The sequence below is a fragment of the Fusicatenibacter sp. genome, from assembly GCF_977045365.1.
In genome coordinates, this window is sequence record NZ_CDRRUH010000034.1 from 1 (window position 1) to 22,604 (window position 22,604).

26 protein-coding genes are annotated in these 22,604 nt (G+C 49.5%); 2 read left to right on the forward strand and 24 right to left on the reverse strand.

Going from position 1 to position 22,604, the window contains the following annotated elements; genetic code table 11:
* Nucleotides 1–203, forward strand: a 203-nt coding sequence (locus tag ACY2VW_RS08675; RefSeq protein ID WP_461877793.1) for a YlmC/YmxH family sporulation protein, incomplete at its 5' end; no start/stop codon positions are given.
* On the opposite strand, the gene ACY2VW_RS08680 is transcribed toward ACY2VW_RS08675, so the two are convergent.
* The 3 genes from ACY2VW_RS08680 to ACY2VW_RS08690 all read right to left on the reverse strand — a co-directional run bounded on the left by ACY2VW_RS08680 (nt 204) and on the right by ACY2VW_RS08690 (nt 4,438).
* Nucleotides 204–509, reverse strand: coding sequence for an acylphosphatase (locus ACY2VW_RS08680; protein ID WP_461877794.1), 306 nt, complete (start codon nt 507–509; stop codon nt 204–206). It lies immediately after the preceding gene.
* Nucleotides 510–536: 27 nt separating this feature from the next.
* Nucleotides 537–1,703, reverse strand: a complete 1,167-nt coding sequence (locus ACY2VW_RS08685) for a GNAT family N-acetyltransferase (RefSeq protein WP_461877795.1) — start codon at nt 1,701–1,703, stop codon at nt 537–539.
* A gap of 194 nt (nt 1,704–1,897) precedes the next feature.
* Nucleotides 1,898–4,438 carry a heavy metal translocating P-type ATPase gene (locus tag ACY2VW_RS08690; protein ID WP_461877796.1) on the reverse strand — a complete coding sequence of 847 codons (2,541 nt, stop codon included), beginning with the start codon at nt 4,436–4,438 and terminating at the stop codon, nt 1,898–1,900.
* Between the two features lie 252 nt (nt 4,439–4,690).
* Between ACY2VW_RS08690 and ACY2VW_RS08695 the strand changes: the two genes are divergently transcribed.
* Nucleotides 4,691–5,578 (forward strand): LysR family transcriptional regulator, encoded by an 888-nt coding sequence (locus ACY2VW_RS08695; protein WP_117509122.1) that lies wholly within the window; start codon nt 4,691–4,693, stop codon nt 5,576–5,578.
* A 101-nt stretch (nt 5,579–5,679) separates the two neighbouring features.
* On the opposite strand, the gene ACY2VW_RS08700 is transcribed toward ACY2VW_RS08695, so the two are convergent.
* The 21 genes from ACY2VW_RS08700 to ACY2VW_RS08800 all read right to left on the reverse strand — a co-directional run bounded on the left by ACY2VW_RS08700 (nt 5,680) and on the right by ACY2VW_RS08800 (nt 22,561).
* Complete coding sequence (locus ACY2VW_RS08700; protein WP_022462506.1) at nt 5,680–5,961, reverse strand: hypothetical protein; 282 nt, start codon at nt 5,959–5,961, stop codon at nt 5,680–5,682.
* 35 nt (nt 5,962–5,996) lie between these two features.
* Nucleotides 5,997–6,689, reverse strand: coding sequence for a YoaK family protein (locus tag ACY2VW_RS08705; protein WP_461877797.1), 693 nt, complete (start codon nt 6,687–6,689; stop codon nt 5,997–5,999).
* Between the two features lie 249 nt (nt 6,690–6,938).
* Nucleotides 6,939–8,837, reverse strand: coding sequence for an ABC transporter ATP-binding protein (locus ACY2VW_RS08710; protein WP_461877798.1), 1,899 nt, complete (start codon nt 8,835–8,837; stop codon nt 6,939–6,941).
* 2 nt (nt 8,838–8,839) lie between these two features.
* Nucleotides 8,840–10,612 (reverse strand): ABC transporter ATP-binding protein, encoded by a 1,773-nt coding sequence (locus tag ACY2VW_RS08715; protein ID WP_461877799.1) that lies wholly within the window; start codon nt 10,610–10,612, stop codon nt 8,840–8,842.
* A gap of 328 nt (nt 10,613–10,940) precedes the next feature.
* Nucleotides 10,941–12,467 (reverse strand): Na+/H+ antiporter NhaC family protein, encoded by a 1,527-nt coding sequence (locus tag ACY2VW_RS08720; protein ID WP_461877800.1) that lies wholly within the window; start codon nt 12,465–12,467, stop codon nt 10,941–10,943.
* Between the two features lie 34 nt (nt 12,468–12,501).
* Entirely contained in the window at nt 12,502–13,749 is a 1,248-nt protein-coding gene (locus ACY2VW_RS08725; protein WP_461873980.1) for a 3-isopropylmalate dehydratase large subunit, read from the reverse strand.
* Nucleotides 13,750–13,767: 18 nt separating this feature from the next.
* Entirely contained in the window at nt 13,768–14,259 is a 492-nt protein-coding gene (locus ACY2VW_RS08730; protein WP_461873979.1) for a LeuD/DmdB family oxidoreductase small subunit, read from the reverse strand.
* Nucleotides 14,260–14,304: 45 nt separating this feature from the next.
* Nucleotides 14,305–15,555, reverse strand: a complete 1,251-nt coding sequence (locus tag ACY2VW_RS08735; protein ID WP_055218299.1) for a 3-isopropylmalate dehydratase large subunit — start codon at nt 15,553–15,555, stop codon at nt 14,305–14,307.
* Nucleotides 15,556–15,559: 4 nt separating this feature from the next.
* A complete protein-coding gene (locus tag ACY2VW_RS08740) occupies nt 15,560–16,042 on the reverse strand; it encodes a LeuD/DmdB family oxidoreductase small subunit (protein WP_055218301.1) in 483 nt (160 codons plus the stop codon).
* 217 nt (nt 16,043–16,259) lie between these two features.
* Nucleotides 16,260–17,255 (reverse strand): asparaginase, encoded by a 996-nt coding sequence (locus ACY2VW_RS08745; RefSeq protein WP_461877801.1) that lies wholly within the window; start codon nt 17,253–17,255, stop codon nt 16,260–16,262.
* Between the two features lie 194 nt (nt 17,256–17,449).
* Entirely contained in the window at nt 17,450–17,695 is a 246-nt protein-coding gene (locus ACY2VW_RS08750) for a hypothetical protein (protein WP_461873977.1), read from the reverse strand.
* A gap of 176 nt (nt 17,696–17,871) precedes the next feature.
* Nucleotides 17,872–18,390, reverse strand: a complete 519-nt coding sequence (locus ACY2VW_RS08755; protein ID WP_461877811.1) for a Uma2 family endonuclease — start codon at nt 18,388–18,390, stop codon at nt 17,872–17,874.
* Nucleotides 18,391–18,461: 71 nt separating this feature from the next.
* Nucleotides 18,462–18,866 carry a hypothetical protein gene (locus tag ACY2VW_RS08760; RefSeq protein ID WP_461873976.1) on the reverse strand — a complete coding sequence of 135 codons (405 nt, stop codon included), beginning with the start codon at nt 18,864–18,866 and terminating at the stop codon, nt 18,462–18,464.
* Nucleotides 18,863–19,186, reverse strand: a complete 324-nt coding sequence (locus ACY2VW_RS08765) for a hypothetical protein (RefSeq protein ID WP_461873974.1) — start codon at nt 19,184–19,186, stop codon at nt 18,863–18,865. The genes ACY2VW_RS08760 and ACY2VW_RS08765 overlap by 4 nt, the downstream gene beginning before the upstream one ends.
* Nucleotides 19,187–19,233: 47 nt before the next feature.
* Entirely contained in the window at nt 19,234–19,551 is a 318-nt protein-coding gene (locus tag ACY2VW_RS08770; RefSeq protein ID WP_461873973.1) for a hypothetical protein, read from the reverse strand.
* A 103-nt stretch (nt 19,552–19,654) separates the two neighbouring features.
* Complete coding sequence (locus ACY2VW_RS08775) at nt 19,655–20,386, reverse strand: MerR family transcriptional regulator (protein ID WP_461877802.1); 732 nt, start codon at nt 20,384–20,386, stop codon at nt 19,655–19,657.
* A 191-nt stretch (nt 20,387–20,577) separates the two neighbouring features.
* A complete protein-coding gene (locus ACY2VW_RS08780; protein WP_022462490.1) occupies nt 20,578–20,793 on the reverse strand; it encodes a hypothetical protein in 216 nt (71 codons plus the stop codon).
* Between the two features lie 188 nt (nt 20,794–20,981).
* Nucleotides 20,982–21,611 carry a GNAT family N-acetyltransferase gene (locus ACY2VW_RS08785; RefSeq protein WP_461877803.1) on the reverse strand — a complete coding sequence of 210 codons (630 nt, stop codon included), beginning with the start codon at nt 21,609–21,611 and terminating at the stop codon, nt 20,982–20,984.
* Complete coding sequence (locus ACY2VW_RS08790) at nt 21,595–21,777, reverse strand: hypothetical protein (RefSeq protein ID WP_461873970.1); 183 nt, start codon at nt 21,775–21,777, stop codon at nt 21,595–21,597. Before ACY2VW_RS08790 ends, ACY2VW_RS08785 begins: the two co-directional genes overlap by 17 nt.
* Nucleotides 21,774–21,935, reverse strand: a complete 162-nt coding sequence (locus ACY2VW_RS08795; protein ID WP_461877804.1) for a cysteine-rich KTR domain-containing protein — start codon at nt 21,933–21,935, stop codon at nt 21,774–21,776. Before ACY2VW_RS08795 ends, ACY2VW_RS08790 begins: the two co-directional genes overlap by 4 nt.
* Nucleotides 21,932–22,561 (reverse strand): TetR/AcrR family transcriptional regulator, encoded by a 630-nt coding sequence (locus ACY2VW_RS08800; RefSeq protein WP_461877805.1) that lies wholly within the window; start codon nt 22,559–22,561, stop codon nt 21,932–21,934. Before ACY2VW_RS08800 ends, ACY2VW_RS08795 begins: the two co-directional genes overlap by 4 nt.
* Between the last annotated feature and the right edge of the window lie 43 nt (nt 22,562–22,604).

Consider the following 22,604-nt stretch of genomic DNA (forward strand, 5'->3'; position numbering starts at 1 on the left):
GCAAAACGCTCGGCTGTCCGATTGATGTGGAATTCAATCCAAAAACGGGGCATCTTACCGGACTCGTTCTTCCGGGGCCTGTGAAATTCTGCGGCTTTTTCTGCCACGGCGAGGATTTTGTGATCCCGTGGGACCGCATCTGCCAGATCGGCAATGATATCATCCTCGTAGAAATTCCGGAAAAAGAGAAAAGGCAGCCCTGATCACCGGATATGGAAACCGAATTCCGATTCCAGCGGAATCTTCGTCCATTTTGCATCCGTGATTTCGATGTAGCTGGAGGTGCGGATCCTTTTGATCATCTCCGTGATCGTCTCATCATCGCCCTGCACCTCCATCTCCACCGTCTCATCCCAGCAGTTTCTCACCCATCCGGTCAGTCCGAGCTGATAGGCAGCATAATACGCCCGGTAACGGAACCCCACACCCTGCACCTGGCCGTAGAAAATCACATGGTACCGGATTTCTTCTTTTTCGTCTCTTCTGTCTCGTTTCTCTGTCTCGTTCATATTTCTCTGCCTCCCAACAGTGATTGCCTAAAATTCGTCTGCCGTCGCACAGTACAGCGGAAGCGGGAACCAGTCGGATGGAATGTTCTTCCAGATTTCAGATGGAACCTTGCTTCCCTTACTTGCCAGCGGTGAAAGAAGCAGTTCCTGCGCCTGCTCCCGGTTGAGTACATCTGCCCCCGGTTGGGCTTCCCGTGTCACGGTCACAGTTCCATCTTTTACCGTCACGGTCACCGGCTGCCCCTCCAATACAGCAGACCACGTTCCATCGCTGATGCCCATCGTCTCTGCTTTCATGGTCAGCATTGCCTCGATAACGTCTGCAAACTCAAAAATGCGGTACATCGCGGAACCGCAGCGCTCTTTTGTGAAATTCTCGCAGACTTCCGATAACGCTGCCGCTTTTCCGGTCTCATACACCGGAATGGAAATGAAAAGAGAGTCAAGCGCATTTTCTTTTAAATAAGCGGCAAGTGCAGGAACGAAATCCTGTTCCTCCAACACTTCTGCTTCCACAACCTGGTTTCCGCCGCAAAGTGCCAGATATCCGATCCGCTCACCGTTTTTCCAGATTGCAATTGCCTGCTCGCCGAACGTTTTCAGGCAGGCTTTCACATCCTCTCTTACCACGTAAAGCGGTTTTGCCTCATTCAGCTTCTTTGCAAAGGCTGCCGCCTCTTCGTCCGCTTCGCCGTTTTCCGGAAACAGCGGCGCAAAGGTGTAAGCGGAGAGTTCCCCGTTTTTCCAGGTATGGCGCACATTTGCCACATCCAGGTAAAACGTGTATTTTTCACTTCCCGGCGTAAAGCCAAAGTAGGCATACCGCTGTCTCTGGCCGTCCAGTGCCAGAAGGTCACACGTTCCTTCCAGATCCGTAATCCAGTCGCCAAGAAGACGCTTCATGTGACCTTCGCCCCTTGCCTTTGGATGCACGGAAACGCTTCCCACATATCCTACGCGGAGCAGCTTGCCCCCTGCTGCCATTTGCTGCGGAAGCACCGCAATCTCGGCCCGGAGTCTGCCGTTTTCCGCAACGGCGACGCGGTGGATCCGTGCCATTTCCGGTCCGGCCTGATAAACCCTCGGAATTAACTGCTCAAAGTCGTGCGGACGGTGTGCTGTGCTGAACACATAATTGGCAAGTTCAATACAGTCCTCCCACTCCTCCGGCTTTGCAAGTCTGTACTCTGTCATGGTGTAAAAACCTCCTAAAATAAAAACCCTTTTTGTTTTTGCTCTTCTTTTTCTCTATCCTAACGGATTTTTGTCCTTTTGTCACGAAAATTCCGAACAAATCGCAATATTTTTGCTATATCTGGTAAGAAAAAGGAAACGCGCCCGGAAATTTTCATTCCAGACGCGTTTTCCTTTTCTCAATGTTTCCTGTTTTACTGGATTCCTTTTACGGTATAATCCTGTGCCTCTACGGCTGTTTTCAGCACATCGTCTGATACCGGAGCTGTCAGTGTTACAACGGCAGTTCCTTTTTCATGGCTTACTTCTGCGGATGCAACACCCTCGATTGCCTCGAGTGTCTTTTTCACTCTCGCCTCGCAGTGGCCGCACATCATGCCCTCGATTGTCATGGTTTTTACCATTCCCTGTTCTGTTGTCATGTTCAGATCCTCCTTTGGAATTTCGTTTTTGATTCTTTTATCTTTTGACGCGTCGTGCATCCGAAACAGATTCAGACGCAGGGCGTTTGTCACAACGCAGAAGCTCGAAAGGCTCATCGCCGCCGCACCGAACATCGGGTTCAGCTTCCAGCCGAACAGCGGGATCCATACGCCCGCAGCCAGCGGAATACCGATGATATTGTAAATGAAGGCCCAGAACAAATTCTCGTGAATGTTCCTGAGGGTCGCACGGCTTAAGCGGATCGCTGCCGGTACATCCAAGAGGCGGCTCTTCATCAGGACAACGTCTGCCGCATCGATCGCGATATCGGTTCCTGCTCCGATGGCAATACCGATATCCGCACTGGTCAGAGCCGGTGCATCGTTGATGCCGTCTCCTACCATCGCTACTTTTCCTTTTTCTTTCAGGCGGCTGATGACCGCTTCTTTTCCATCCGGCAGAACGCCTGCGATGACTTCGTCCACACCTGCCTGTGCGCCGATGGCACGCGCGGTGCGCTCATTGTCTCCGGTCAGCATCACGACACGGATTCCCATATTCTGCAGCTCTTTCACCGCACGCGGGCTGTCCTCTTTGATGACATCCGCAACCGCGATCATACCGAGCATCTTTCCGTCTTCACGGAAGAACAGAGGCGTCTTTCCTTCTTCGGAAAGTTTTGCTGCCTGCTCTTCCATCTGTTTCGAGAGAACCGCTTTTTTCGTAATCAGTGCGCGGTTGCCTCCGCAGAGCTCTTTTCCGTTCCGTTTTGCCACAAGGCCGTTTCCAGGAAGCGCAGAGAAATCACTGACTTCTTCGCGGACCAGGCCTTTTTCCTCTGCAAGTGCAAGAATCGCACGGGCCAGCGGATGCTCACTTTTCTGCTCCAGTGCAAAGGCACCTTTTAAAAGCTCCTCCTCACTTATACCGTCCGCCGGGACAAGATCAGTTACCTGCGGCTCGCCGCTTGTGATGGTTCCGGTCTTATCGAGTGCAACGATCTGTGTTTTTCCTGTCTCCTCGAGAGAAACTGCGGTTTTGAACATCGTTCCGTGTTTTGCTCCCATTCCGTTTCCGACCATGATCGCAACCGGTGTTGCAAGGCCGAGCGCACACGGGCAGCTGATAACGAGAACGGAAATACCTCTTGCAAGCGCAAAGCCAACGCTCTCTCCTGCGAACAGCCAGATCACAATCGTAGCAAGTGCAATGCAGATAACGGCCGGCACAAAAATACCGGAAACTTTATCGGCCACTTTGGCGATCGGCGCTTTTGTCGCTGCCGCATCGCTGACCATCTGAATGATCTGGGAGAGTGTTGTGTCTTCTCCGACTCTCGTCGCCTCACAGGTCAGGAAACCGGACTGGTTTAAGGTCGCCGCCGATACGCGGTCGCCGGCCTCTTTATCCACCGGAATACTCTCGCCAGTCAGCGCGGATTCGTTGACGGCACTCGTTCCCTCCAGAACAACGCCGTCCACCGGAATATTTTCGCCCGGGCGGACGATGAAATGATCGCCCTTTTTCACCTGATCAATGCCGACTTCCACTTCTTTTCCGTCTCTTAAGAGAACGGCGGTCTTCGGAGCCAGCTTCATCAGACTCTTTAACGCATCGGTCGTTTTTCCTTTGGAAATCGACTCCAGCATTTTTCCGACGGTAATCAGGGTCAGAATCATGGCGGCGGACTCGAAGTAAAATTCATGCATATAGCTCATGACTGCATCCATGTCCCCCTGTACCTGCGCTCCCGTCATGGCAAACAGGGCGTAGACGCTGTATACAAACGATGCGGTAGAACCAAGCGCTACCAGCGTGTCCATGTTCGGTGCTTTATGCCAGAGGCTCTTGAAACCGCTGATAAAGAATTTCTGGTTGATGACCATGACCGCAATCGTAAGCAGGAGCTGTACCAGTCCCATTGCGATGTGGTTTCCTTCAAAGAATTTCGGCAGCGGCCATCCCCACATCATATGGCCCATGGAGAAATACATGAGCGGAATCAAAAGAAGAACGGAGCTCACCAGACGGCGTTTCATAACCGGTGTTTCCTTGTCTTTCAGCATCTCTTCGTATTCTGCTGCGGAAGCCGACTGTGATGTGCTTCCCTTCTCGCCTTTTTTCGACGCACCGTAGCCTGCATTTTCCACAGCGGCAATAATCTCTGCCGGGGAGGCCGTTCCCTCCACGCCCATGGAATTTGTCAGAAGGCTGACTGCGCAGGATGTGACACCGGGTACCTTTGACACGGCTTTTTCGACACGGGTCTGGCAGGCGGCGCAGCTCATGCCGGTTACATTGTACTGTTCCATCGTATGTCTTCCTTTCTGTAGTTCTGGATTTTCTTTTTTATATACCCCAATGGGGTATCTTGTTTTCTTCTACACTATATACCCTGTCCGGGTATTTTGCAAGTGTTTTTTCAAAAAATTTCCACTTCTCTTCTGCCATCCCCGCACAATCCGGCCGGACCATCCTCAGAAATCCCTTGACAACCCGGCGCATGTATTTTATATTGAAGCAATCATGGATGAAATTTCTTTCTTCATCCCTCGGAGGTTTTTATGATTACATATGATTATTATCGCATTTTTTACTTCGTAGCACAATATCACAGCTTTACAAAAGCCGCGGAAATTCTGAAAAACAACCAGCCCAACATCACACGGTGCATGAACAATCTGGAAAGTGAGCTTGGCTGCAAACTGTTTATCCGCTCCCACCAGGGTGTCACACTGACAGCGGAGGGCGAAAAGGTATATGAGCGTGTGGCCGTTGCCTACGAACAGCTCCGCACGGTTGAGGAGGAGCTGGCTCTTGAGCGTTCTCTTGAGAGCGGCCTTATCACAATCGGTGCGAGTGAGACAGCGCTTCGTCTGATGCTGCTCTCCCGCCTGGAGCACTTCCACACCCGCTATCCGCACGTCCGCCTGCGCATCTCCAACCACTCGACGCCGCAGGCCATCCAGGCGCTCGAAAACGGTCTGGTCGACTTCGCAGTCGTCACAAGCCCGGTGGAAATCCGCAAACCGCTGCACAAGATCCCGATTTTCCCATTCCAGGAAATTCTGATCGGCGGATCGAAATATGCATCCCTTTCCGCAGAACCGCATCATCTCGGCGAATTGTCAGAATATCCTTTTATCTCGCTTGCCAAAGACACCGGCACGCGGGAGCTGTACGCCGAATACTTTCTGAATCACAACCTCGCCTTCCATCCCGATATGGAGGCAGCGACAACGGATCAGATTCTTCCTATGGTCGAGTATAACCTCGGCATCGGATTTTATCCGGAGGAGCTGGCACGCGATGCCTTAAAGAGCCGTACCGTCTGTCGGATTCCGCTCATCGAAGAGGCCCCAAAACGTGAAATCTGTTTGATCATCAACCCGCGGCAGCACCAGAACGCGGCGGCAAAAGAGCTGATCGAGGAGCTTCTGGAACGCGTATAAGCTTTCATGAACTTTTGTTTGAAACAGAAAAAGACCCTGTGTACCGGCGGACGGAACATCGCTGCTCCATCCTTCCCGTATACAGGGTCTTCTTTTTTCATTTATGCCTGCTGTCCGGCAATCTGCTCTTTTTTATGCGGCATGGCAAATACCATCGCCGTGTAGGAAAGCATTGCGCCTGTGATGTAGAAGAACATCAGAAATCCGCTCCGGTTCAGCACAGCGATGCGGACAATTCCGATCCAGAAACCGACGTTGGATGCCAGGGAGAACACACGCGCAAACATCATGTTTTTCTCCTCACCCTTTGCCAGGCGGACGATCAGCAGCAGCATGGCCGCTGAAAAGAATAATGTCATACAGCACTCCAGAAATACTTCCATTTTTTCAGCCTTCTTTCTTCACTCTCTCTTATTTCTCAGCGGTACTTTTCCAGTGACATCAGAAGGAAGCTCACCAGAAGAAGTCCGCAGGAAATCCAGATTACATGGATTCCATACAGCATGGAGAACACGCCTCCGATTCCGGCGCCGATAGCGAATGCCAGAATCACGCCGAAATAGTATCCGGCCTGACGGAGCTGTTCTTTTTTCTTATCCCGCAGATACATGGACAGCGCTGCGGTTCCGCTTCTCAGGTTTCCGATGCACATGGTGCTTGCATACGAATAACCGCCGACCTTGCGGAAGGTCTGTACCTGAATCGCGCACGCAAACGATACGAGCATCGCCGCGAGCATATTGTAAGAGGACGGAATAAATCCGACGATCGCAAGGATCACAATTTCCGCCGCGAGAAGTACCTGCCGCCAGTGCAGCCTCTTTGCATACCGGTAATGCTCCTGGAAATTTTCTGCCAGAAATACACCCATCGCAAAAAATAGGATCGGGAAGAGATACCGAAGGCCTGCCGTAAAGTTTCCTTCCAGAAAATTCTGGCTCATCAGCACAACGTTTCCCGTCTGGGCATTTGAGAATACTTCATCTCTGCAATTGTACGTGTAGGCATCCTGAAAACCGCCGGACAGCGCCAGAAACATGCTGTTGATAAATGCTTCCGACATCTGGTTTTCCGAGAGCAGGTGTCCTGCAAGGCTTGCTTTCTTTTCCATACATTTTCCCTTTCTTTCAACAGACGGCCCGGCTTTTTGGTGCCTGCCATTTTGTTTCCCTTATTATAACCGCCCGCTTTTTGAGATGGAAAAACGGATATCGTATTATACTCATATATTTTTCATATGACTATATTGATATAAATTCATTTTAATATGATACGCCGTAAAAAAAAGAGAAATTTTGTCACTTTGCACAAACAAAATTTCTCCCTTTTTGTAAATTGTCTTTATTGTTCTAAAATTTTCTTACTTTCTTCCGCTCTGTTTCTCACTCTGCTCGCGATGGTACTGCAGCGTGTAGAGCTGGTAATATCTTCCCTGCGCCGCCAGAAGCTCCTGATGCGTGCCATGCTCCACGATTTTTCCATGGGACAACACGATAATCTCATCCGCATGCTGAATCGTCGAAAGACGGTGCGCTACGATCAGCATCGTTCCGATGTTCTTCATCTTTTCCATGGAATCCTGGATCAGAAGCTCGGTTTCGGTGTCGATGTTCGCTGTCGCCTCGTCAAGAATCATGACCGAAGGCTTATGGATGATGGTACGCGCAAACGAGAGAAGCTGGCGCTGTCCTGCAGAGAAGTTGTTTCCTCTCTCCCGCACCGGCTCATCGAGGCCGTGATCCAGCTTGTTGATGAACTGGTCGGCATTCACGTAATGGCAGACGTCCATGATCTCCTCATCGGAAATCCCCTCCTCGCGGAGAATGATGTTGCTTCGGATCGTTCCCGAGAACAGGAATACATCCTGCAGCATCTGGCCGAATTTCTTCCGCAGGGAATCGATCTTGATCTTTCGGATGTCGATGCCGTCGATCAGAATTTCACCCTTCTGGAACTCGTAGTTCCGGCAGATCAGGGAAAGAATCGTCGATTTTCCGGAACCGGTGGAACCCACAAACGCGATCGTCTCTTTCGGATTGACGTGGAACGAAACGCCTTTTAACACCCACTCGCCCGGGATATAGGAAAACCATACGTCGCGGAACTCGATCTCGCCCTTGATGTCGGTAAGCTCGATCGCATCCGGCGCATCCTGCATTTTCGGCTCGAGATCCAGAATCGAGAATACCTTCTCGGCGGATGCAAATGCGGACTGCAGCCAGTTGAACTGCTCCGCCAGGTTCTGGATCGGGTTGAAGAATTTTGAGATATACATGTAAAAGCTGACGATCATACCACTGGTCAGTGTCTGGCCGAGGAACGACGTTCCCTCCAGATAGCCCTTGCCGCCTAAATACAAAAGGCAGAGCACGGAGCTGATATACAGCATGTAGACGAGCGGACGGAAAATACCGAACACGAAAATCTGCTCCTGCTGTGCGCGGCCGAGTGCGTTGCTCTTGTCGGTAAACTCGCGCATCTTGGCATCCTCGCGGTTGAAGATCTGTGTGATTTTCATACCGGAGAGGTTCTCCGACAGATACGTATTGATGTCCGTAGTACAGTCTTTTACTTTCCGGTGTGCTCTTCGCGAGAATTTGCGGAAAATAATCGAGAACAGCACGATAAACGGCACGAAACAGAGCACCATCAGCGTCAGCTCATAGTTCAGAAACAGCATCGCAATCAGAATACCGATGATCACGAAGAAGTTCTTCAGAAGGTTGACCAGAAGGTTGGTAAACATCAGCGAAATCGCGTTCGTATCGTTTGTCGTTCTTGTGACAAGCTTTCCGACCGGAATCTCATTTAACTGCTCGTGGGAAAGGCGCTCGATGTGGACGAACAGATCCTCCCTCATATTGGAAATGATCTTCTGGCCCGTCTTCTGCAGAATCACGGCCTGGAAATACGTACACGCCATCGAGACAAGAAGGATTGCCGCATAGCCCGCTACCCACAGAAACAGGGTATTCAGCGCGAATTTTCCAACGACGAGCTCCTCAATTTCGCCGACGATCAGCGGCGAAATGATATCGTACGCGATCGAAAACAGCATCAGAAATCCAACAACGATAAACTGGCGGTAAAACGGCTTTGCGTAATCCATCAGACGCTGCATGATTTCACTGTCTTTCATGTTCCGCTCAAAGCCGGTTTCTTTTTCTCCATCTTTCACTACAAACGCGGCCACAATCAGCAGGGTGGAAATCACGCCGATGATCGCGCCGACCCAGAGAATCGGATAATAATTGTGCATTTCTACTCCTCCCCCGCTTCCTCTTCAAGTTTCTGCAGATCGACCATCTTGCGGTATGCCGTGCAGGTCCGGTACAGATCCTCATGTTTTCCGACTGCATGGACTTCTCCGTCCTCGACAAACACGATCTTGTCCATCTGCTCCACCGTTGAAATCCGGTGTGCGATCAGAATCGTGGTCAGTCCCTCACGTTTTTTCAGATTGTCGAGAATCGTGCGCTCCGTTTTGGTGTCAACCGCAGAGACGGAATCGTCGAGAATCAGAATCGGTGCGTGTTTCATCAGCGCACGCGCAATCGAGATTCGCTGCTTCTGTCCGCCGGAAACCGTCACACCGCGCTCGCCAAGAACGGTGCGGTAGCCCTCTTTGAACTCTGCGATATTGTCATGGACATCGGACATCATCGCCGCATCCTCGACCGCCTCCTGGTTTTCGTCATCAAAGGCGAAGGAAATATTGCCGGAAATCGTGTCGGAGAACAGGAAGTTGTCCTGCGGCACGTAGGCACAGCCCTCACGCACGGAGTGGATGGAAACGGTGTTGACATCGTGGTCATCGATGAACAGCGTTCCGTCCGGCACATTGTAGGTGCGGAGCAGCAGATCGACAATGGTCGTCTTTCCGGAACCGGTTTTTCCGACGATGCCGACACTCTCGCCCGGCTCAATGGTAAACGATACGTTTTTCAGCACATCGTACTCCCCGTCCGGATAGCGGAAGGTCAGATTGCGGAACTCGATTTTTCCGTGAATGGACGGCAGATCCTGCACACCGCCGCGGTCCTGCACATCGACTTTTGCGTCAAGCAGCTCGGTGATACGGTTTAAGGACGCTTTTCCACGGGATGTTTTCTCGATCAGCATGGAGACCGCCATGATCGGCCATACAACAGCCGAGAAATAGCCGATATACTCGACAAGCTGGCCGGCATCGAAGCTTCCGCAGTAAACGAGATAGCCGCCGTAGCCTAAGATTACGCAGATGACGGACTCGACGAACAGCGTTACCATAATGTTCAGCAGTGTGGAAATTTTTGTGTACTCTACGTTGATGTCCTCGTTCTCGCGGTTCAGTTTTCGGAACATCATCAGCTCTTTTGTCTCTTTGACAAACGCTTTGATGACGGCGAGACCGGAATAGTTTTCCTGCGCAAAATCGGACAGCTCAGAAAAGGCCGCCTGACGCTCCTCCCACTTTTTCATCAGGTATTTGCCGAGCGTTGTGCCGGCGGCCATCAGAAATGCCATCGGGATCATCGAAAGACTGGTCAGGAAGTGGTTCATGCGCCACATTTTGATCACGGCAAGCAGGCCTAAGAACAGTGCATCGCAGAACATCAGAATACCGTCGCCGAAGCACTCCTGCACCGTATCAAGATCGTTCGTGTAGAGACTCATCAGGTTTCCGACTTTGTTGACCTGATAATACTCCTGGGACAGCTCCTTGCTGTGCGCGAACATGCGGGTACGAAGATCGGTCACCACGCGGATCGCGGAGCCGAAAAAGCAGACACGCCACAGGAAACGGCCGACTACCATGACGATAATGGTAATAATCATGGGCCGGCAGACCTGATCCAGCAGAAATTCCATATCAAACACCGCCGCCTGGCCGTTGACCAGAACGGGATCGCCGTTCATGCCGTTGATGACCATGCGGTACAGTTCCGGTATGAAAAGCTGGAAATAATCTACGAGAATCAGCGCTGCAAGACCGAGAATCAGAATGGGCGCATTCTTCAGGTAGTATTTGTTAATGTACTTTCCAAATATCATATATTTTCTCCCTTTTTGTTTTTGCCATTGTCTGCTAGGATCTTTCTGACCATAACAGTCCTTCCCTTTTCCAAAGCGTTTTCGCCCCGGAATGCCTCCTTTCTTCTCCTGCATTTCACAGCTCCGATGCCATTTTAACAGAGATAAACAGAAGGAACTGGACTTTGAAAAATCCAATTCCTTCTGTTCCAATTCACATTCCTGCTCCAAAAGCGTTCCGCTTCTTCTTTGCAGGACACCGTTGTCCTGTGAATGTTTGTTCTATTTTTTAGTATACGGTTCTTGTTCTCTCCCGTCAAGCATTTCACGCGTTTTTCTGTTTTCTTTTTTATTTTTTGCCGTTTTCCGCTTTTTTTGCGCAAAATCTGCGCATTCCGGTTAAAACAGCTAAAAGAAGAAGAAGGCTGACGCCAAGTGTGATCCACCACGTTCTGGTCACGGCTGCAATCAGATATCCCACCAGGCAGACACACGCCGTAACGGCCGCATACTGCATCTGCGTCGATACGTGGTTCAGATGGTTGCTCTGCGCACCCGCACTTGACATAACCGTCGTATCCGAGATCGGCGAAATATGGTCACCGCAGACCGCTCCGGCCAATACGGCGGATACCGAGATAATCATCATCTCCAGATTTGTTCCGGCTGCGAACATGCCCGTTGCAATCGGCACAAGAATCGCGAACGTTCCCCAGGAGGTTCCCGTCGAAAAGGAAAGGAACACCGCCACGGCGAACAGCACCACCGGGATAAAAATACTTGCGGATGCATGGTCTCCCACGACGCTTCCGACAAACTGGGCCAGGCCCATCGCATCACCGACGCCTTTTAAGGTCCACGCAAAGACGAGAATCGTAACCGCCGGAACCATCAGCTTGAAGCCCTCGGACAGGCTGTCCATAAAGCTCTTGAAGGTGATGACCTTCCGCGGCAGATACAGCGCCATCATAAACAGGATCGTCACGACGGAGGCAAAAATCAGACTCGTCTCTGCATCACATCCTGCGAACGCGGAAATCACATTGTCCGCGCCGCCGAGGAAGCCAGTGTACACCATCGCTCCGATCGCTGATACAATCAGCACGGCAACCGGGAGCACCAGGTCGATGACTTTTCCGTTCGGATTGACCTCCTGCTCGGAAACCTGCTCAAACTCCTCACCTCCGGTCGTGAAAAGATCACCTTTGGCGGCATTATCCTCGTGGAGCTTCATCTGACCGAAATCAAAGCCAGTGTAGCAGATATAAAAGACCATCACAATTGTAAGGATCGCATACAGGTTATACGGAATTGTCCGCAGAAACAGCTGGAATCCACTGATTCCCGCATCCGCCGGCACATACGAGTTGACGGCTGCCGCCCAGCTTGAGATCGGCGCGATAATGCAGACCGGCGCTGCGGTAGAGTCGATGATGTATGCGAGTTTCGCGCGGGAAACCTTGTGGCTGTCCGTGACCGGACGCATGACAGAGCCAACCGTCAGACAGTTAAAATAGTCATCCACAAAGATCAGAACACCAAGCCCCATCGTTGCCAGAAGCGCGCTCCGCTTCGTTTTGATCTTCGTACCCGCCCATTTTCCATACGCCGCCGAGCCGCCGGATTTCGCCATCAGCACGACAACCATGCCGAGCAGGATATCGAAAATCAGAATGTTGATGTTCATGCTGTTCCGTAAAATTTCAAAGAAGCTTGTAAACGCATCCCACGGATGGAAGCCGGTGTACAGAAGGACACCGACCGCCGATCCGATGAACAGGGAACTGTAAACTTCTTTTGTGACAAATGCAAGCAGAATTGCAAGCAGCGGCGGGACAAGTGCCCACCAGGTTCCGATAAACATTGAACCATTCATGTCGTCTGTTTTCCCTTTCTGCTGTTAAGTTCGTTTACACTTCCGGCGTCACAATTTTTCCAGCCACTGCACATGCTGCTGCTGTCTTTGGAGATGCCAGATAAATCTCAACTTTGGAAGTACCCATTCTTCCAAGGAAGTTTCGGTTGTTTGTTGCTACGACACGCTCGCCGTCAGAGAGGATTCCGCCCGCTCTTCCGCAGCACAGACCGCAGCCCGGATGCGTGATCATCGCACCTGCCTCTGCCAGTGTATCGAGAATGCCCATTTTGCTTGCCTGCAGATAAATCTTGCGGCTTGCCGGTGTTACGATCAGTTTCACATAGTCAGCAACTTTTTTGTCTTTTAAGACCTCGGCTGCTGCCTGCAGATCCTCGAGACGGCCATTCGTACAGGAACCAATGAAGACCTGATCGATCGGGGTTCCCTCGAGAACGCTGGTATCCCGGATCTTGTCTACCTGGGACGGGCATGCCATCACCGGCACGAAGTCCTCAGCACGGTAGGTGATAGTGCGCAGATATTTCGCATCCTCATCGCCTTTTAAGCTCTTCTGATAGTCGTTGAGTTCAATCTCACAGTATTCTGCAGTCTTCTCATCCGGGGTAAAGAGTGCACATTTGGCACCGGCCTCGATCGCCATGTTGGCAATTGTCATACGGCTTGCCACGGTCATATTTTCCACGGTGCTTCCTGAGAACTCCAGTGCGCGGTATGTTGCGCCGTCTGCACCGAGGTCACCGATCAGACGCAGGATAATGTCTTTTGACATGACATTTTTCGGCAGCTCGCCTTCGATGACAACCTTGATCGTCTCCGGCACTTTGATCCACATCGTACCGGTTCCGAGGATGCTCGCCATCTCGGTGTAGCCGATTCCGGAAGAGAATGCGCCGACACAGCCGTATGTCGTCGTGTGGCTGTCGGTTCCGAAAACAACATCGCCCGGTTTTACGTAACCTGCCTCTGTCATTAACTGATGGCAGATTCCGTCGCTTCTGTGTACGTTTTTCATGCCGTATTTCTTTGCAAATTCATCACCTTTGTGGAAATGTCTCGTATCGTCCACCTGGCTTGCCGGAACGAGGTGGTCGTAGATCAGAACGACTTTATCCGGGTCCCACAGTTTTGTGAAGCCCATCTCCTCGAATTTATCGCCGACAAACGGGATGAAGATATCATGAATCATGACTCTGTCCACGTTGACCGTCACAATGTCACCCGGTTTTACGTCTTTTCCGGTGTTGTGGCGGATGATTTTTTCAATTACTGTATTGCCCATCGTTTCTTCCTCCCGCTCTTAATCCAGTCCGTTGCGCTTGCGCATTGCCTTTACCAGGCCGCCTGCCTGAATGATATCCATCAGGTTCTCCGGCAGAGCTGCGATCGGGTATGTTTTTCCGTTGTAATCGATATGCTCATTCATCTTGACGGTGATGGTGTCGCCCTCTTTGATATCCTCGTGCAGATCCGGCTGCTCGATCAGAAGAAGACCGTTATTGATGGAGTTGCGGAAAAAGATCCGGGCAAAGGATTTCGCGATAACGCAGGAAATGCCGAGCGCCTTGATGATCTCCGGTGCCTGCTCTCTCGAGGAGCCGCAGCCGAAGTTCTTTCCTGCCACGATGATATCGCCCTTTTCAATCTGTCCGGCCAGTTCCGGGCGGAGCGGGGAAAAGCCGTACTGTTTCATATCGTCAATTGTCTTTAAAGCAAGATACTCGGTCGGGATAATGATATCCGTATCAATATCGTCTCCAAGCACCCATACTTTTCCTGTAAATGCTTCCATATGTTTATTCTCCCAAAAATATTATGTATCCCTCAAAGAAAATGGTCAGATCTGATCTGCCGTCGCAATTTTTCCGGCAATCGCGGATGCGGTTACCGTAGCAGCGGATCCCAAGTATACTTTGGAGCTTGGATGACCGGCACGGCCCTTGAAGTTACGGGTTCCGGTGCTGATCAGCACTTCATTCTCGCCGATGACACCCTGGCAGCTTCCCCAGCAGACGCTGCAGTTCGGGTTCATCACAATAGCTCCTGCCTCCATGAAGGTATCGATGATACCCTCTTTTAATGCCTGACGGTAAATCGTCTGACTCGCCGGAACGACAAGGAAACGGACACCCTCTGCGACTTTCTTTCCGCGGATGATCTCTGCGCCGACGCGGAGATCTTCGATTCTTCCGTTGTTGCAGGATCCAAGGAATGCTTCATTGATCGGCGTTCCGCAGGTCTCCTCTGCCGGAACAACGCGGTCTACGAAATCCGGTTTTGCAACAACCGGGCGGACTTTGGAAAGGTCAAAGGTGTACTCTCTGACGTATTTTGCGTCCGGATCGCTGTGGAAGATTTCTTTTGGCTCTCTTCCGTGCTCTTTCAGGTACTCGATAGCTTTCTCATCTGCCTCGAAGATACCGGTCTTGGCGCCGGCCTCAACTGCCATGTTGCAAAGTGCCATACGGTCGCTGATGCTTAACGTCTTTGCTCCCTCACCGGTGAACTCCATCACCTGGTAGTTACATCCGTTTGCGCCGACCTCGCCGATGATGGTGAGGATCAGGTCTCTCGCATAAACGCCCTCCGGCAGTTTTCCTACAAGATTGAATTTTACGCTTTCCGGTACGAGTACCCAGGAAGTTCCCGTTACCATGCCGTACAGGAAATCGGTACAGCCGACGCCGGTGCCGAATGCGCCGAGTGCTCCGTAAGAGCAAGTATGGCTGTCAGCGCCGAAGATCAGCTCGCCCGGGCGGACATAGTTCTCGATCATCACCTGGTGGCATACGCCTTTTCCTTCCCAGAAGTCAATGTTGTTCTCTCTTGCAAAATCACGCATCTTTTTCTGGGATGCTGCTGTTTTCGGACTGTCGGACGGCACGTTGTGGTCGACGATGAAAACGAGCTTTTTCGGATCCGCAATGTGCGGGTGGTTTAATTTGTTGCGGTACATATCAACCGTCAGATGGGTGGTTCCGTCGTTGCTCATCAGACGATCCAGTGTTACGGTGTGGATATCTCCCGGCTTTACTTCCGGCACGCCGGCTGCAGCGGCGATAATTTTCTCTGCAATTGTCATTCCCATGGTCTTACTCCTCCTCGCGGTTCAGAGATGCAATGAGGCCTCCCTGATTCAGTATGTTCTGCATGTATTCCGGCAGCTTCGTGCAGGTGTACGTTTTTCCGTTCACTTCTGCAGTTCCCTCGGACATATGGAGGACCATGGTGTCCCCGTCTTCTACGGCATCCGGCAGATCTTTACAGACAATGGCCGGCAGACCGATGTTGATGGCGTTGCGGAAAAAGATTCTGGCGAAGGATTTTGCGATGACAGCCTGCACGCCGAGTGCTTTTAAGACGCCCGGTGCCTGCTCTCTTGACGAACCGCATCCGAAGTTCTCTCCTCCTACCACAAAATCTCCCGGTTTTACTTTCTTTGCAAAATCCGGATCTAACGATTCAAAGGCATGACCCTTCATCTCATCCAGATTCGGCAGAAGCAGATACTGGGATGCGATGATCTGGTCTGTATCAAGGTCATTATGAAATTTAAAAATTTTACCCTGTTCCATTTTCTTTCGTTCCTTTCACATAAAAATTCTGACAAAACCTATTGTAACATAAAAGATATGGATTGCAAAAGGGAAAAAAGCAAAAAAATTAGACCGCCTCACCTTTTTCTGGTAAGACAGCCTGAAATTCTTCTTTAGTGGGTAGTTCCCATTGCTTCTTTGACTTCTTATTTCTTTCCTGCGGACCATGACAGCCTCTTTGCCGTCTTTCTTTTTCTTATTTCCAGACCGTATCGTAGTTGATCGGTTTATAGAATGCTTTTTCCCGGCTCTCATGATCATCCGGACGGTTGCCGAGAAGCCACATGGTTTTAGTTGCGACTGCCTCCGGGGTCATATCGTATGACTCGAGAATGTTGCACAGGGTTTTCATCTCATGGCCGACTTCATAGACGGTCATATCGCTTCCCTCGTGAGAAACCTGGGTACACATAATAATCAGTTTTTCCGGGTACTTCTGGCAGAGCTCGTAAAACGGCTCCTTGATGCTCGCCGGAATACCGCCGACACCGAAGCTCTCCACAATAATCGCATCGTAGTGCTCAAAAATCGCCGGAAGCAATACCGGGCTGATTCCCGGGATCAGTTTCAAGAGAAAAACGTTATCGCTTAAGTTTTCATAAAAACGAACCGGCTTTTCATACGGCAGCATCGGCAGATACCGCAGAATCCGGCGGTCCTGTATTACCGCAAGGTACGGGAAATCGATGCTGGAAAAGGCATTGTAGCTCTTCGTCCGCACCTTCTTCGCGCGCGTTCCCGCGATGACTTTTCCGTCGAACACAATCTGCACACCCTGGGATGCATCATCACAGGCGTAATAAAAGCTGTCGGACAGGTTTGTCTTTGCATCCGTGATATCCAGATTGATCGGCCGCTGTGCTCCGGTGATGACGATCGGCTTTTCCGAATTCTGAATCATATAGGAAAGCGCCGCCGCGGTGTACGCCATCGTATCAGTTCCGTGCGCGATGACGAAACCGTCGTAATCCTCGTAATGCTCCTTCACCACTTTCACCAGCGTGCTCCAGTTCTCCGGAACCACATTCGAGCTGTCCAGATTAAACGGTTGCACCGCCGTAATCTCACAGAGGCCTTCCACCTCCGGAATATAAGACAATAACTCCTCCGGCGTAATCTGCGGAGTCAGACCATTTTCCGTCTTCTTCGAAGCGATTGTGCCGCCGGTTGCGATAAATAAGATTTTTTTCAAAGTAAATCACTCCTGTTTTCTCGTTTGGTAACAAGTTTTCTTTATCTTAGCAGACTTTTTCGGCGGTGTAAATGATGAGTTTGGAAATCGAGAAACCAATCCTTTCCATTGACGCAGAAAATTCCGTTTGCTATACTGAACTCAGATACAGAAGATCTTTATCTACGAATTTTACATTCAGAAAGCCAGGCTTCCTATGAATCATAAAAATCATCCCGGTCATCCATATCTTTATTCTTTTCTTCTTGTTTTCGGTCTGACGCTGATCTGCGCTCTGCTTGCTGGATCTTCGTATCGATCGGAGCGTAAAAAACAGGAAGCTGCCGAACAGCGCAGAATCCAGGAGCTGCATAATGAATTTCTGACTCAGAAAGATAAAGCTGCCGCAGATCACATGGTTTCCATAAAAAATGATATGCAGGATCGTCTTCGTCAGGCAACGTTTGAAGACCTGCTCGTTCTGTTTACCCCCTGCACAAGAGAAGAATTTTTGTCTCTTGCCGGCGGTATTTTTATATTTTTAAACCAATAGTTTAAAACTTCTATCGCTTAGTGCAAAAAAGTCAGAAGATATTTATTTCATCTTCTGACTTTCCTGTTGATTTCTATATTCCTTTTAATCTACATTTTCAAAAATCTCCGCCAGTGTCATGCTGATATGTGGAAATTCTTTTAACACAATCTTGGTTTCTGCATTATAATGTGCCTCTTCTGCATCATCCTGCAGAATATAGCTATACTTTAAATCATATTTCCCATCTTCCAGATAATAAATTTCCACTGCCCGCTCTCTTGGCGATACAATCCAGTATTCTGCCACACCGGCGTTCTGATAAATTTCTTTTTTCACTGTCTTATCTCTCAACGCCGTAGCAGGGCTAAGCATCTCTGCTATAAACTTTGGTACACCGGAATAAGATCCGCCTTTTAAGTGTTTTCTGTCACATGCGACCATTACATCTGGAATAACATAATCATCATTCACATCCGCATGGTATTTATAATCCAGATTTCCCGTAAAGACCAAATTATTTTTTCCTCGTAGCCCTTCCGAAACAATGCAGTATATATTTCCATTCACAATCGCGTGCCGATAATCTGGTGATTGGTTTTCATTATAAATAATTCCATTTATTTTCTCTTCCTACACTCATCCTCCAACATCAGCACGCAACATCCTTCCTGTTTATTTTCTGTTAGCTTTTCTCAATGATTTTCTTCCCAATAGTCATACGCATCATCATACCCGGAATCATAATCGCCGTCCCCAAACTCTTCTGCCCATTCCTCTGCGAAATCATCACCGTCGCTGTAGTCCGATGTATCATAAGGATCATATGTCTTACGCAGATTTCCTGTACCATCTGTATTCTGGTATGTGTTCGGTTTTGCTGTCTGCATATAACTGCTTTTCTTTTTATGTTTCTTACCATACCGCTGCTCGTGATTCATACAGTAGATACTTCCATTCCATGTACTTTTTTTACAACCATATTCTGCACATACTGGTTCTGTATCTGCCACGATCAGCACGATCCAAGTCATAACTAAAGCGATCAGAGAAAGCACAACCATAATTTCCGTGATACTGTCTTTTGTACTTTTCTTCATACTCTATATTTTTTATAAATCCTCTGATATACCACCATAAGCGCCGGTAATCCCACCACCATGGCAAGTATGATCAACGTCAGCGCAGCTGTTCCATTCCAGAAGCCCGCGATAGACGCCGTCCACAGAACCAGCGAATACACGATCCACATAACTCCATTGGCATGATTATACGCCCGGATATCCGAAATCTCATTTTCTTTCACGCTTGAACCAGACCAGAACCACATGGGTTTCTTTCGGTTCCATGCGTAGATGCCGAATCCTGTAATCAAGGCGCTGCAGGGAATTGTCGTGATAAACCAGATTATATTGTCCATATTCTTTTCCTCCCATACACTTTCTTTCGTATTTTTTCACAGAACACTCAGTCATCGTAATGGTTCCAGCCGCCGAAGATTCCTCTGCTGCTGTGACCTGTCTTGTGGCCTTTTTCGTCGTAGTGGTTGATTCCGCCGAACATTCCCGGTCGGGACTCGCCTGTTTTGTGACCGGACTGATCATAATGATTCATTCCGCCAAACATTCCAGGATGGCTTTCACCTGTTTTATGCCCCTGGCTGTCATATTCCACATACCCACCAAAAATTCCAGGACGGCTTTCGCCTGTTTTGCGGCCTTTTTCATCGTAATGATTAATATTTCCAAATAATCCCGGTCTGCTGTAGCCTTCTTTTTTGTTCATAGATCATACCTCCATTTACTTAGGTAATCTTCAACACCGCTTACTGATGTCATTATACCATATCATTCCGTCATCTGCGCAGAAATTACGATTTTGTAAGTTTTTATACCTGTGCTCTCTCCGCCGTAAAATACTGAAACAAACATTTTTCTGGCACAACATTTTCCAGTACCATTTCGCAGTAGACACTCTCCGGTGACAGACCGGCATTCCTGGCGGCGGTGAATACTTTTTCTACGGTTTCGTGCTGCGGAAAGCCCATTTCGTAGAGGCACATTCCCTTTCCGGAAAGAATTTCCGGGCCGGAGGAGTCGGTCTGGTAGCGGCCTTTTACGGTTAGATCCGGGCCGCCGAAAGCTGTTCCGTTCCGCAGGCCGTCGGTCAGATAGTTGATGACGAAGGAATGATCTTTCATGAGGGCAACAGGCTCGAAGACAATGCGCTGGGGTTCGCGGTTCTGCAGAAATGGTTCGCCGAGGTATTTCCGCGCCTCAGCGACCTGGGTGCAGGTGTAGCGGATGTTTTTGGCCTGCTGCTCAAGCTTTCTCTTCTGCTCTTTTATAATAGAAAGCATCATCCCCATCCGCTGCTCGATTCCGGCGAGGTCGTCCTGTTCCATGATGGTTTTGATTTCCTCGAGGGAAAAACCGTAATCGCGGAATAAAAGGATCGCCGAAATCTCATCTATCTGCGAAAGGCTGTAGTACCGATATCCATTTTTCCCAACCAGTGCCGGGCGGATGAGGCCGCGTGTTTCATAGTATTTCAGCGTCCGCGGCGTCACTCCGCACAGCTTTGCAAATTCGTTTACTTTATAGTATTTTTCTGATGGCATATTCTTTTCTCCCTTCGTGCAAAATTCACTCTTGACCTGTACGTTACGTATAAGTTTATACTATAGCAGGACCCGAAAATAATGCAAAAAATTCAGCACTGCCTTTTTTGCATTATTTTCGGGTCTTGCTATAGGAAAGATAAACAGAACATCATAGAAATGTTAAACATACGTGAAACGCCCTTTACCGGCTACGCCTTCAGCAGCACCTTCTGCCCGCAGACCGGGATTTCCTCGAGATACTTAAAATACCACTTCTTCCTCCGCGCCGAATACCGCACCACCACCGGAATCCAGCAATTTTCCACTTTCAGATACACATACTGCCCGGAAGCCACTTCCACCTCGCCATTCTGCTGCTCTACAAATGCACGGTTTTTCTTTATTTTTACAATGCCTTTCGTCATAATGGTCATCCTTTCTGAACGGGTTTGAAAAGATACTCTACCTGTATTGTATGCAGAGGGGATGGGAAATTTCCACTTTTCAGGGGCAAAAAAACAGGACACGGGATTCCCCCATTGTCCTGTTCTCCTTTTATCACACACCTGCTTACCCCTCAGCATCGTTCTGCTGCCAGACTTTATCGCTCGAATCAGAACAGCTGCCCCGGCAGTTTCAGCTTTTCCTTTTTGGGGAATGCGGCTTCAAATTTTTCAAAAGCTTCCGGGTTCTTCTCACAGATAAAATAGCCCTCCGGGTCTTTATAATTGCCGGAAATACCGTCCAGAAAGCCTGGGATCAGCTCTTTGATGAGAAAATAATCCGCCTCCGGATCGTCTGCATAGCGGATGCCCTTTGTCTTTGCCGAGACAAAACCGGACTTTCCGTAAAACAGAATATTTCCGGTAATGGCAAGCGCACCTGCTCCCATCTCCTGGGCTTTTTCCATGGAATAGTCGAGCAGATACTTTCCATAGCCCTGACGTTTATATGCGGGCGCAATGCCGATGGGGCCAAATGTCATAACCGGCAGTTTCCGACCGTCATCACAGGCAATCTCCGACCGCACATACATGACCTGCCCGATCAGCTCGCCGTTCCGCTCCATCACAAAGTCCAGTTCCGGCACGAATGCCGGATCATTTCGATAGCAGTGCAGTACATAGTGCTCCATGCAGCCAGGACGGTAGACATTCCAAAATGCTTCCCGGGTCAGGTTTTCCACAGCTCTGTAATCGTCTTTTGTTTCCAGACGGATTGTAATATTATCGTTCATCATCATCCATATTCCTCCAACTCTTATACCAATCCAACACTTGTTTTAAATCAGCAAACTTGACCCGCTCACCACCGTGAAGTATCATGTCCAGCATATCATCCTCTTCCGGCGTACGGTTTTCTTTCGCCGCAAGACCTTTTCCTGCTGTTTTGACCATAATCGCCATCATAAACTGATAAAGTTCTTTGCATTGATAATGCTTTCCCTTCTGCACTTTGGACAATACAGGGGAAAAGCTTTCAGTTCTGTTTCCCGGAACAGCTGCAGACGTGTTTTGGCTCCGCACCATGGGCATAAAACCCATCGCTTTTCTTCTGCTTCCATCATGTTGCATTTCCATCCTTTCTGTAAATAGACTCTACCTTGGCAATAAACCGGTTGATATGTGTATCTAACAGAGGAGCAATGGACTCCTTATCTTCTGCACCGTCATAAACACTGTAGAGCAGATACATTGGTCCATAAAACTCCAACGCCAGCTGCATGGCCGTTTCATCAGAATCCGCCAGCTTCCGAAAAATCGCCGCCATATATTCCAATGGTCCGCCCGCCAGGTAATCACGATGAAGCTGCGCAAGTTTTGGATCACGGTATTGTTCCAGCGTCAGCATTTTGCGAAAATTGGCAGAGAATGTTTCTTTCGTCCAATGATCAAACTGCGCCATGCTGTAATCATGAATCTGTGCAATCGGGGTCTGCAGATAAGCCTCGGCAAAACCATCGGGCTCTGTTTCCGGCATTTCATATTCTTCCGCGCGTTCGTAATCCATCTGATTCATCCGCTCCACAATGCAGTCCAGGATTTCCTGTTTGCTTTTATAATGCTTATACAAAGCACCCTTCGTGATACCAAGCTGCTTTGCAATGTCACTCATAGAAGTTCCCAGATATCCACTCTGTGCGAACAGCTCAAGCGCTGTTTCGAGTATACGCTCCTTTGTATCTCCAGTCATACTTTCACTCCTTAAATTTGTAACCGATCGGTTACCTTATATT

Excerpts from the sequence above, each read along its gene's own strand:
- ACY2VW_RS08680 (WP_461877794.1), bottom strand. The coding sequence starts at position 509 with ATGAACGAGACAGAGAAACGAGACAGAAGAGACGAAAAAGAAGAAATC.
- ACY2VW_RS08685 (WP_461877795.1), bottom strand. The coding sequence starts at position 1,703 with ATGACAGAGTACAGACTTGCAAAGCCGGAGGAGTGGGAGGACTGTATT.
- ACY2VW_RS08690 (WP_461877796.1), bottom strand. The coding sequence starts at position 4,438 with ATGGAACAGTACAATGTAACCGGCATGAGCTGCGCCGCCTGCCAGACC.
- ACY2VW_RS08695 (WP_117509122.1), top strand. The coding sequence starts at position 4,691 with ATGATTACATATGATTATTATCGCATTTTTTACTTCGTAGCACAATAT.
- ACY2VW_RS08700 (WP_022462506.1), bottom strand. The coding sequence starts at position 5,961 with ATGGAAGTATTTCTGGAGTGCTGTATGACATTATTCTTTTCAGCGGCC.
- ACY2VW_RS08705 (WP_461877797.1), bottom strand. The coding sequence starts at position 6,689 with ATGGAAAAGAAAGCAAGCCTTGCAGGACACCTGCTCTCGGAAAACCAG.
- ACY2VW_RS08710 (WP_461877798.1), bottom strand. The coding sequence starts at position 8,837 with ATGCACAATTATTATCCGATTCTCTGGGTCGGCGCGATCATCGGCGTG.
- ACY2VW_RS08715 (WP_461877799.1), bottom strand. The coding sequence starts at position 10,612 with ATGATATTTGGAAAGTACATTAACAAATACTACCTGAAGAATGCGCCC.
- ACY2VW_RS08720 (WP_461877800.1), bottom strand. The coding sequence starts at position 12,467 with ATGAATGGTTCAATGTTTATCGGAACCTGGTGGGCACTTGTCCCGCCG.
- ACY2VW_RS08725 (WP_461873980.1), bottom strand. The coding sequence starts at position 13,749 with ATGGGCAATACAGTAATTGAAAAAATCATCCGCCACAACACCGGAAAA.
- ACY2VW_RS08730 (WP_461873979.1), bottom strand. The coding sequence starts at position 14,259 with ATGGAAGCATTTACAGGAAAAGTATGGGTGCTTGGAGACGATATTGAT.
- ACY2VW_RS08735 (WP_055218299.1), bottom strand. The coding sequence starts at position 15,555 with ATGGGAATGACAATTGCAGAGAAAATTATCGCCGCTGCAGCCGGCGTG.
- ACY2VW_RS08740 (WP_055218301.1), bottom strand. The coding sequence starts at position 16,042 with ATGGAACAGGGTAAAATTTTTAAATTTCATAATGACCTTGATACAGAC.
- ACY2VW_RS08760 (WP_461873976.1), bottom strand. The coding sequence starts at position 18,866 with ATGAAGAAAAGTACAAAAGACAGTATCACGGAAATTATGGTTGTGCTT.
- ACY2VW_RS08765 (WP_461873974.1), bottom strand. The coding sequence starts at position 19,186 with ATGGACAATATAATCTGGTTTATCACGACAATTCCCTGCAGCGCCTTG.
- ACY2VW_RS08770 (WP_461873973.1), bottom strand. The coding sequence starts at position 19,551 with ATGAACAAAAAAGAAGGCTACAGCAGACCGGGATTATTTGGAAATATT.
- ACY2VW_RS08775 (WP_461877802.1), bottom strand. The coding sequence starts at position 20,386 with ATGCCATCAGAAAAATACTATAAAGTAAACGAATTTGCAAAGCTGTGC.
- ACY2VW_RS08780 (WP_022462490.1), bottom strand. The coding sequence starts at position 20,793 with ATGACGAAAGGCATTGTAAAAATAAAGAAAAACCGTGCATTTGTAGAG.
- ACY2VW_RS08785 (WP_461877803.1), bottom strand. The coding sequence starts at position 21,611 with ATGATGATGAACGATAATATTACAATCCGTCTGGAAACAAAAGACGAT.
- ACY2VW_RS08790 (WP_461873970.1), bottom strand. The coding sequence starts at position 21,777 with ATGATGGCGATTATGGTCAAAACAGCAGGAAAAGGTCTTGCGGCGAAA.
- ACY2VW_RS08795 (WP_461877804.1), bottom strand. The coding sequence starts at position 21,935 with ATGATGGAAGCAGAAGAAAAGCGATGGGTTTTATGCCCATGGTGCGGA.
- ACY2VW_RS08800 (WP_461877805.1), bottom strand. The coding sequence starts at position 22,561 with ATGACTGGAGATACAAAGGAGCGTATACTCGAAACAGCGCTTGAGCTG.